At 36.2% G+C, this 10,467-nt stretch carries 8 protein-coding genes; all 8 read left to right on the forward strand.

The features are described from left to right. Positions 1–390 precede the first annotated feature (390 nt). Entirely contained in the window at positions 391–1,455 is a 1,065-nt protein-coding gene (locus B2906_RS09610) for a 6-bladed beta-propeller (protein WP_250161305.1), read from the forward strand. Positions 1,456–1,470: 15 nt separating this feature from the next. Beyond that, on the forward strand, positions 1,471–3,678 hold the full coding sequence (locus tag B2906_RS09615) for a peptidase domain-containing ABC transporter (protein WP_222116010.1): 2,208 nt from the start codon (positions 1,471–1,473) through the stop codon (positions 3,676–3,678). Between the two features lie 2 nt (positions 3,679–3,680). Beyond that, positions 3,681–4,982 carry an HlyD family secretion protein gene (locus B2906_RS09620; protein WP_144604308.1) on the forward strand — a complete coding sequence of 434 codons (1,302 nt, stop codon included), beginning with the start codon at positions 3,681–3,683 and terminating at the stop codon, positions 4,980–4,982. Further along, entirely contained in the window at positions 4,983–6,623 is a 1,641-nt protein-coding gene (locus B2906_RS09625) for a DUF6734 family protein (protein ID WP_144604309.1), read from the forward strand. Positions 6,624–7,519: 896 nt separating this feature from the next. Further along, positions 7,520–8,671, forward strand: coding sequence for a vitamin K epoxide reductase family protein (locus B2906_RS09630; RefSeq protein WP_186300039.1), 1,152 nt, complete (start codon positions 7,520–7,522; stop codon positions 8,669–8,671). 92 nt (positions 8,672–8,763) lie between these two features. Beyond that, positions 8,764–8,958, forward strand: a complete 195-nt coding sequence (locus B2906_RS09635) for a hypothetical protein (RefSeq protein WP_144604311.1) — start codon at positions 8,764–8,766, stop codon at positions 8,956–8,958. 63 nt (positions 8,959–9,021) lie between these two features. Further along, entirely contained in the window at positions 9,022–9,849 is an 828-nt protein-coding gene (locus B2906_RS09640; RefSeq protein ID WP_317129933.1) for a DUF6625 family protein, read from the forward strand. A 400-nt stretch (positions 9,850–10,249) separates the two neighbouring features. Next, positions 10,250–10,467 (forward strand): carboxypeptidase-like regulatory domain-containing protein (locus tag B2906_RS09645; protein WP_286938806.1); only part of this gene is annotated, 218 nt, incomplete at its 3' end.

Genomic DNA, 10,467 nt, shown 5'->3' on the forward strand with positions numbered 1-10,467 from the left:
GGGTTGCACTGTGTGCTATCGTTATGACTCCAACTTAAATCAAAATGGTACATATACTACCTCTGGTTCTTGTAATGCTGGGACGACGTGCTATAATGACCCAGATTGTTTTACGTGGTCTTGTCATTGATTCTGTAAGCTATGTATCAGATTACACTATACTAATTTAACATAATAAGTTACTTAATAATACGTTGACTGATATTTTGTTTATCAATTAAAGAACTACTCCATAAAGTTTTATTTGGAGTAGTTCAATTTTACTATTATTATGTTTTTAAATATAGTAAACTTGAAAAATTCTTTAATATTTCAAAGTTACGAAAAACCATAAAGGAATAGTTAATATTTATAGAGAATATTGTAATGGCCAAGATATCAGTATCGATCATGAAATATATTATTAGGATATTGTTTTTCATAATAATTTTCCAATTTCAGAATTGTGGAAATAAAGATCATCCAAACTATTCTAAATCAACTAAAGACATTGACATAAAAATAGATTTTTTGAAGGAAAGTTCGCTTGAATTTGATTTTGAATTCCTAGACTCTATAAACCTTGAGGTTCCCGGAAACCCTCCCCTTACTTCAATCCAAGACTTGGTTTTTTCGCAAAACTTCTTCCTTCTTTTAGATAGAAAACAAGGGTTATTAAAATTTGACAACAATGGTATGTTTCTCTTTAAAATTGGAGAGTTTGGTCAAGGGCCAGATGAATATGCTATGCCCTATGCACTTCACTTAGATGAAAAGAAAAACATTGTCTATGTGGCAGATTGGCAGAAAATGGTTATTCTCACTTACAGCCTCGAAGGAAAATTTGAATCAACAAGCAGTAAACTTCTGGGGCATCCTATATCTTTTTATAAAGAAGATGATACGCTTCTGGTAGTACAGGAAACAATAAATGGAACAAAAGAGCATCCTAGAGAGGTGATGATAAACTCATTTAAACCCAATAGTCTTGAAATTGTGAATAATGAAAGCCCCGCCTACAGTTTTTATTCTAATTTCAACATTATCCATCCCATTCCCAGGATATTAAGCCGAGTAGGTAATTTAAGCTTATTTTACATGCCAATTATTCGGGGAGAGATTTCTTCTCATACCGATAGAGATACAATTTTTAGACATCAAGACGGTAAATTGACCCCAGAGTATTTAATTCATTTAATTGGTTTTGATAGTTCAATGCAATTGAGTATAAGCCAAATAGTGATATCTGATAAATATGCTTTTTTACGCGTGATTTATGACAACTATCCTTATCTTTTTGTGATTGATTTAGAAAGTAATAGTCCCTTAGGTCATTTAAAGAAATTATTCAATCAGGAGATGACAGATGAAATGATTCCAAGGCCTATTAAAGAAGATAGGTATTTTTCCATTCTTAGGGATAAGGAGAATGGCTTAGAGAAAAATCCACAAATTTTATTTTACCGCATACTGTAGTAAAGAGACTAAATTATTGTTTTGAAAAATTCCTTCCCCCATTACAACCAACCCGATTCCAAAGACTGTGGGCCTACTTGCTTGAGAATAATCGCAAAGCACTATGGAAAGCTGATCTCCCTCAAGGAAATCCGGGAAATATCGGAGACGACTCGGGAAGGAAGCAGCCTGTTGAAGCTCAGTGATGCAGCTGAGGCAATGGGGTTTAAGACCATCGGTGCTAAGTTAAGCTTTGATAAGCTGATGCAGGCTCCTTTTCCCTTAATCGTACATTGGGACAAGCAGCACTTTGTTGTGGTGTATAAAATCAGAAAAGATACCGTCTATATCTCTGATCCTGCCTATGGTTTGATTTCGTATTCCAAGGGAGAGTTTATCTCCCAATGGATCGGAAATAATGCTGATGAGCATACCAAGGAAGGAGTCACTCTCCTACTGGAACCTACCCCTGTCTTCAGAAAAATGAAATGGGAGGATACTAAAAAACGATCGCTTACCTTCCTATTCAACTACCTTTTCCAGTATAAGAACCTGATCGCGCAGTTAGCCATAGGGCTGCTGGTGGGTAGTTTGTTGCAGCTAATTTTTCCTTTCCTGACGCAGAGCATTGTGGATGTGGGAATCCAAAATCAGGACATCAATTTTATTTACTTGGTTCTCTTTGCACAGATTATGTTGTTTTTTGGCAGAATGAGTGTGGAAGTGCTTCGAAGCTGGATTTTGCTGCACTTGACGACTAGGATCAATATTTCTTTGGTCTCGGATTTTTTCATCAAACTGATGAACCTGCCCATATCCTATTTTGATACCAGGATGACAGGGGATATCATGCAGCGGATTGGGGATCATCGCAGAATTGAGAACCTTTTGACAGGTACAACACTCAACACCCTATTTTCTTTCTTTAATCTGATCGTTTTTGGGGCTGTATTGGTCTATTACAGCAATACTATTTTTTTGATCTTTCTTGGAGGAAGTGGGCTGTACCTCGTTTGGGTCTTGTTTTTTATGAAGCGACGCAGAGAACTCGATTACAAGCGATTTGCCCGGTTGAGCCAGGAACAAAGCACTGTGATCGAGCTCATCAATGGCATGCAGGAAATCAAAATGCACAATGCCGAAACCCAAAAGCGTTGGAGTTGGGAATTTGTACAAGCCAGATTGTTTCAGGTATCCATTCAATCTTTAACCCTAGAGCAGGCACAGCAGGTGGGTTCATCCGTGATCAACGAACTCAAAAATATCTTGATCACCTTTACTTCTGCTATGCTCGTTATCGAAGGAAATCTGACCTTGGGCATGATGCTGGCCCTGCAATACATCATTGGACAGTTGAATGGCCCCATCAATGAATTGGTAGGATTTGTTAGATCTTATCAAGACGCTACAATCAGTCTGGAACGACTTAATGAAATCCATGACAAGGAAGATGAAGAAAATTCTGAAAAACTGGCGGTCAGAACAGTTGAACCTGGCGAGGCCATGGAAGCCAAGAATCTCTCCTTTCGCTATGTCGGTGCTGAAGAAACCGTATTGGTAGGGATCAACCTTCAAATTCAGCCTAAAAAAGTCACGGCAATAGTGGGTGCAAGCGGTAGCGGTAAGACCACCCTGATGAAGCTGCTGCTAAAATTCTATGAACCCAGTTCCGGGGAAATCCGCTATGGTAAGCATGATCTCAAAACAGTCAGTGCTAAAAGTTGGCGGGAACAGTGCGGGGTGGTCATGCAGGAAGGCTATGTGTTCAACGACACCATAGCGGCCAATATAGCAGTGGGTCAGGACAGCATAGATCAGCAAAGATTGCTTGAAGCTGCCCGAATCGCCAATATTCTGGACTTTATTCAGTATCTACCCCTTGGATTCAATACAAAAATTGGAAATGAAGGAGTAGGAATGAGTACTGGTCAGAAGCAACGCCTCTTTATTGCCCGAGCTATTTACAAAAACCCAGCAATGCTCTTTTTTGATGAAGCTACTTCGGCTTTGGATGCCAAAAATGAACGCGAGGTCATGGAAAACCTCCGGAAGTTTATGCAAGGCAAAACGGTGTTTATCATTGCCCACCGATTGAGTACGGTCCGTAATGCGGATCAGATCATTGTAATCGATCGGGGTAAAATCGTTGAACAAGGGCCCCATTTGGAATTGGTTCATGCCAAAGGTATCTATTATGAACTGGTGAAAAATCAATTGGAACTGGAAAAGATTAACTCAAACTGATCATGCCTGTAATTAGCCAAAACGACAATCTTCACCTTCGCTCTGAAGAAGTTCAGGAGATTATTTCCCGGCCCCCGGCGTGGTTGGTACGATGGGGAATTACTTTGATATTTATTCTGCTTTCTCTTTTGATAGGATTATCCTTTTTGATCCGATATCCTGATTTTGTGGAAGCGAAAGTATTGATTACTACTGCTGAGCCAACAGAACGAATAGCAGCCCGGTTTACAGGTCAAATTGATAGCATATTTGTCACCAATGGAGATCAGGTAAAAAGTGGGCAGCTTTTGGCAGGTATCAAGAGTACAGCTAGGTTGGAAGATGTATTCTTTTTGAAGACTACCCTAGAAAAAGAACCCTTTGAGAAGGAAAATGACTATTTATTTCCTGTTGATTCTCTTTCAGAATTGGTTTTAGGGGAAGTTGGATTACCGTTTTTGGAATTTGAAAGGAATTATTTGGCGTATCGATTGATCAGGGAGTTACAGCCTTTTGCGGGCCAGTTGGAAGGTACCAAAGCATCCATAGAGGAAATCAAAAAACGGATTAGTAGTCAACAATCCCAAAAAGAATTACTTAGCAGAAGACTTTCTTTAGCCAAAATCGACTATGAGCGTAACAGAAACCTCCATCAGCAAGGGGTCATTGCAGATAAGGATTTTGAATCCCGTGAAATGGAGTATTTGCAGATGGAAGAACAGGTCAATCAGATGGCCATATCTATCTCTCAATTGCAGGAAACACTGAATACGGCATATCAGACCATTAAAAACACCAACATCAATCGGGAAGAAGAGGAAGCGAGGTCATTGAAAGCCCTAATCCAATCCTATCAAGGACTTAAGCGGAGTTTGCGGGATTGGGAATATTTGTATCTGATGAAATCTTCCATTATTGGTATAGTCAGCTTCCAAAAAGTATGGGGAGCCAATCAGCAAGTCAATTCAGGGGAACTAGTGTTTACCGTATTGCCTGATAATAAATCCGAGCTAATGGGCGCCATGAAAATAGCGGCTCAAAATGCCGGAAAAGTGAGCATTGACCAAAAAGTCCTGATCAAATTGGACAATTATCCATTTCAGGAATATGGGGCATTAATCGGGAAGATTTCCAGCATTTCGGTGTCTCCTGACGAAGAATTCAACTATTTGGTATATGCCACTCTACCCGAAGGTAGTAAGACCTCATTCAATCGAGAAATTCCATTTACCCAGGAACTGTTGGGAAATGCTGAAATCATAACCGAGGAACTGAGTGTGGCAGAGCGCTTGTTTTTCAAATTTGGGTCCATAATGATTTACTAGATGAAAATTGTTCACACATTTTGGATTGACGAAGGGAAAGATCCCTTGAAGGATAGTTTTGGATGGTGTAGTGCTCCGTATCATTTGATGAGTTGGGCGATTAGTTGCCTACAACTTCATCAATTTTACGAAGACCTGGAATTGATTACCGATAGGAAGGGAAAAGAGTTGCTAATTGATCAATTGAAATTACCTTATAAAAAGGTGAGAATTGAACTGGATGATTTAGATATAGTTAAAATTCCCGGCCTATGGGTAATGAAAAAAATATATTCCTATACACTACATGAAGAACCTTTCCTCAATGTGGACGGGGATGTATATGTTTATAGCCCATTTCCTGATGAAATTCTTTCCAGCCAACTAATTGCCCAGAACATTGAGCAAGATTTTGATTATTACAAAGAGTTGGTCGGGCGAGTCGATGATACTTTTCCATTTGTTCCAAAGCCGATTAAAGATCAGATCGAGAAGGGTATGGAAATCCAAGCAAGTAACGCTGGGATTTTAGGAGGGAAGAATTATGCATTTTTCAAAGATTATTTTCAGGTGGTCGAGCAATTTATAGCAGCTAATCAAAAACAGATTAAATCTTTAAATCCTTCACAAATGGTAAATTTCAATGCGGTAGTTGAACAGTATATTTTCCATTGCCTGAGTACTGATCAAAGTATTGAGGTGAAGTATCTTTTAGATACCGTTTATGATCCTTCTTTTTTTGAATCCTTTGCCAATTTCCACCACTTGCCCAATGATATCTCTTTTATGCATGCCTTAGGAGATTACAAGAAAAATGGTTGGGTTTGTGACCAGCTAGCGCATCGATTACGACTGGATTATCCAAAATACTTTGCTAGGGTATTAGATCTCTTTGAAAACTATGGAACAGCGTCATATGAAAAAACAGTTCAAGACGCACCAAGGGATCTGCCAATCAGCCCTATAAAATTTGCTTCTAAGTATCTATCAAAACCTGAAACTGAGCAATTTTATAGAACAGATCAAATCCTTTCTGCCATTTGTGAAAAAGAAGGCATTTCCTTGGAAAGAGATAAATTCACCATTTCTGAATTGAAGAATAATTTGGGCAGAAAATTGACAGATTCACCTACCCTCAGGGTTTTGGATGATGTGTATGAGTTTGAACAAGAAAAGCGTAGATTAATCGAATTACTGCATAAGGGCAATTCAGGGCTTGACGCTGGGTTTCCAGCCATACAATCTGCCAATGAAGTGTTAAAGAATAAACGATGGCAAGAAATGGCCGAGCTTAATTTGGCTCCCAATTGTAAATTAATCATTTCTGAATGGGATTGGTCTCAAAATTCTGTTTTGTTTACTCGGGTCAAAATCAATCCGATTGAAAACAATCTCTCACTTCCTCCTCATTATTATCAAACGGTACTGCTTTGGGACAGACATCATGAAGCAATTATTGAATATTTGCTTGGCACGGTTGGAGCATACCTTATTTCAATTCTTTCTAAGGAACCCTACGTTTCAATGTGTAATGTATCGAAAAGAATTCACGCTTTTTTTGAAGTAGCAGGTGAACCTCAACTCAATAGGCTATTTGAAGAAGAGATTCGCTTTTTAGCCTACAGCGGGGTGATTCATCTAAGGGAAATCAGGAATACTTAATTTAGTAAATATTTACTGAAATTTAGTAAATAAGGTATAGGTAAACAGGAAATATGCTTGTAATTTACATTAATAAATCACGGTAGAAAAGTCTTTTCAATGATAACTCCACATAACAATTGGTTTTTTTATTAATTAAAGGGAATAACTATCAAGAGTAAATTAATAATTACAAATAAACTTTCAAAAATCTATTCTAATTAGAACAGATTTGGTAGATCGATATGTAAATAAGCCATCTTTAAGGGGAAGCTATTTGCTCATTGGATTATCTCTCCAATACAATTGTCGAACGTCTAAAGGCAAAGATTCAAGAACTTAAAACAAAATAAATTGAATATATAACATTCACTAATTTTAGAAACGCCCTTCTATTCTTTAAGAGAGGCTTAAACTTATTTTTTTACTAATCTAAAAATATTACAATATAACAAATGGAACAAATAGTCTTTCAATTTTTAAAACGCTTGAAAATCCCGATTTCAAGTCAGTATGTAGAAACTTTTCTGCTAACTCATCCCGAGTTTCCATCCCTTCTCAGTGTTTCAGACCTGTTAGAAAATTTGAAATTGGTGCATTCAATCAAGAGGATTAATCGCGAAGAAATTGAAAGTTTAGAAAGTCCTTGCCTTATACTACCAGAGCGTTCAGCTAAAGGACTTATCTCAGTTCTGACTAGTTCTAACCTTAGAAAATTAAAATCAGAAATAGCTTCTCAAAGCTTGATAGTTATTTCAGTGAATCCTTCATTAATAAATTCAACTAATCAACAAAAATCAGACTTCTTTCAGGAAAAAATTAAAAATGGGGCTGAAGGATTATTGAAAATTACGCTCATTGTATTATTAGGATTATTTCTCTTTTCTATTGATTCCATTTTCGATTTTTTTTGGGTAATGACTTCAATTTTCGGGGCTGTAGTTAGTTATTTGATTTTTTCAAAAGATTTAGGTTTCAAATTTGACGTGATAGATAAGTTCTGTAATTCAGGTAAAAAAGCCAGTTGTGATGAAATATTACAGTCAGAAAAATCAATAGTATTTGGCTTTTTGAAATTTTCAGATTTGATAATATCTCTTTTTGTATTCCAGTTAGTGATTTTAGGATTATTTGTACTATCAGACCGATCCATAAATGAAGTATGGCCTTTATTTATGGGTATAGCTTTACTATCGATTCCCGCTGTTCTTTATTCTGTATATCTACAATATGCCGTACTAAAAACTTGGTGCAAATTGTGCCTCATAGTATCAGCAATTCTAATTCTCCAATTCGGAATGTTGATTGGCAATTTTTTCGACGAAACAATTTATTGGGGAGTGGAAGACCTATTGGGAACAATACTATTAGCCATTTCTTATCCCATTATTTTGTCATTAACGTTCTTAGTCAGAAGTAGAACTCAAGAATTCAATACTTTTTACCAACGAGCGGTCCATTCAGAAAGAATCAAAAATTCCCCTAAGGTTTTTTATGATTTGTTAAAACAGCAAAATAAAGCCCACTATTCTCCGCTTTATCATGAATTAGTTATTGGTAACCCAAACGCTCCAATCAAATTAATCATAGTTAGCAACTTATACTGTGCGCCATGTAAAGTTCAGCATGAGGAGGTATCTAGATTGGTAGAGTCTAATAAAGAATACCTGTCCGTTTCTATGCGATTTGTTAAAATAAATAAGCAATTCAATAAGGATATATCTTCCACACAATACCTTTTGCAATATTGGTGGGATAACATTCATAACACTGAAAAAGAATCCTCATTGACTGAACAATTGATTCATTCTTGGTTTAGCGAAATGAATGTGGAAAGTTTCGCAAGCTCTCACCCACTAAAAGAACTAAAACTATCCAATGAAGTAAAAGCCATGGCGGAATTGCAGGAAAAATGGATTGAAGAAATTGGGGTATCCAAAACGCCAACCATTTTTATCAATGATTACGAACTGCCTTCACTCTATACAATAGCAGACTTGCATAGAATACTCCCTGATTTAGCAGAATATTATTTTCTTGAAAACCAGCACAGTAATTTAAAATCCTAAAAATATTGCTTTACTAAGCAGGGGTCTGGTTGCTTGTACCCTATCCTCAGATGAAACAAGCTTTTTTCTTAATTACAATTATCTTACTAATTATGAGTAAACTAACCAAAATGAGTCTTAGCAACATCCAAGGGGTGTTAAGCCGAGAAGAAATGAGTAAAATTATGGCTGGTTCTGGAGGAACTCACTGTGGATTTTGCAAAACTTTTGGAGGTTCCACAAATGCCTGTTTTACAGACCCCACGCTAGGTGGAGCGTGTATGGGTTGTGAAGGATTGTGTTACTAAAAAACATTATTCTTCTCAATATTCTTCCTTACCTCCCTGGGTAAGGAAGTTTAATATACTATAATGAAATCAATTTGCCTAATTTCCGTTTTTTTTGGTCCATTCCCGTGGTACTTGAACTACTTTTTACACACCTGCAAAAACAATCCAAGTATCCAATTTCTTATATTCTCAGATAAGAGTAAGAATGATTTGGAGTTTCCGGAAAATGTTACCCTAATAAATATTTCCCCTGACCAATTTAATGAACTGGCTAGCAATAAATTAGATTTTTTGATTAAAATTACAAATCCATATAAAATTTGTGATTTGAAGCCTGCTTTTGGGTTATTTTTTGAAGATTATTTAAAAGAGTTTGACTTTTGGGGACACATTGATTTGGATATTATATGGGGAGATATTCGTTTTTTTATTACAGAAGACATATTGAATAACAATGAATTAGTATGCGTTAGACATGATTTTTTAACGGGATACTTTCTGTTATTTAAGAATTCCAAAAAAATGAAATATCTATTTATGGAAAGTAAAGATTTTAAAAAGGTCTTTTTATCTTCTGAACATTATTGCTTTGATGAAACAAACTTTCATTTTGCTTCTTTTTCGAATCATGTTCCCTTGGAGGAAATGAATTCTGAAATAGAGAGTATGATGCATGTTGTTAAAAAAATGGAAATTCAAAATACCATTAAGGCTTACTTTGATTTCATGGTGATCGAAGGTCTTCCCGGGAAAATTCGATGGAAAAACGGAAAACTATACTATAAAAACAAGTTTGAAGTATTACTATATCATATGATCTTATTTAAGAAAGTTTATAAACCAAAAAATCGAATTATCAATATTCCAAATGAATTTAGAATTAGCCCAACTCGTATTTATCATTCTTAGAATTAGAAATTGGGCATATAAAGTAAACCTATAAATCATCTTTTCCGTTAAATTTTCCTGTAATTCTGCTATTTATAAAATGGATAATAAAGACAGGGCTTTTAGAAAATATTCATGATTAAATTCAATTCAGAGGTTTCTGGTATCTGGTGAAAACATAAAGTTATTGAGTGTTCTAAAAAATCCAATTACATATTATGTAAAAAAAAGAGTTCAAATTGAACAGAAAGCAATAAATCAGTTCTCATGATTATTAGCTATTTCTTTTAGGAAAAAATTGGACAAACAGCTTTAGGCTGTAGAGTGAATTGTGATTAATCAATTGAGGAAACTTTCCTCAACTCTTTCATTCCAAAAAAATAATGAAGCATTTAGACCATTTATCTTACCTGGCCCACCCATGAGAGCTCTCTATTTTATCTTTTTATTTTTTGCCTTTGGAGATATTACTGCTCAAACAGTCAGTGGATTAGTTCTTGAAAAGGATACTGGACTCCCGCTTCCCTTTGCCAATGTTTTTGTAAACAACACCACTCAGGGAATTGCTACCGACGCGGAAGGCAAGTTTAGTATATCCGGTGATTTTCCTTCGCAAATTGAATTGGTCGCCTCATTTGT

The organism is Algoriphagus sp. UBA3586, assembly GCF_002376385.1.
Taxonomy (GTDB): domain Bacteria; phylum Bacteroidota; class Bacteroidia; order Cytophagales; family Cyclobacteriaceae; genus Algoriphagus; species Algoriphagus ornithinivorans.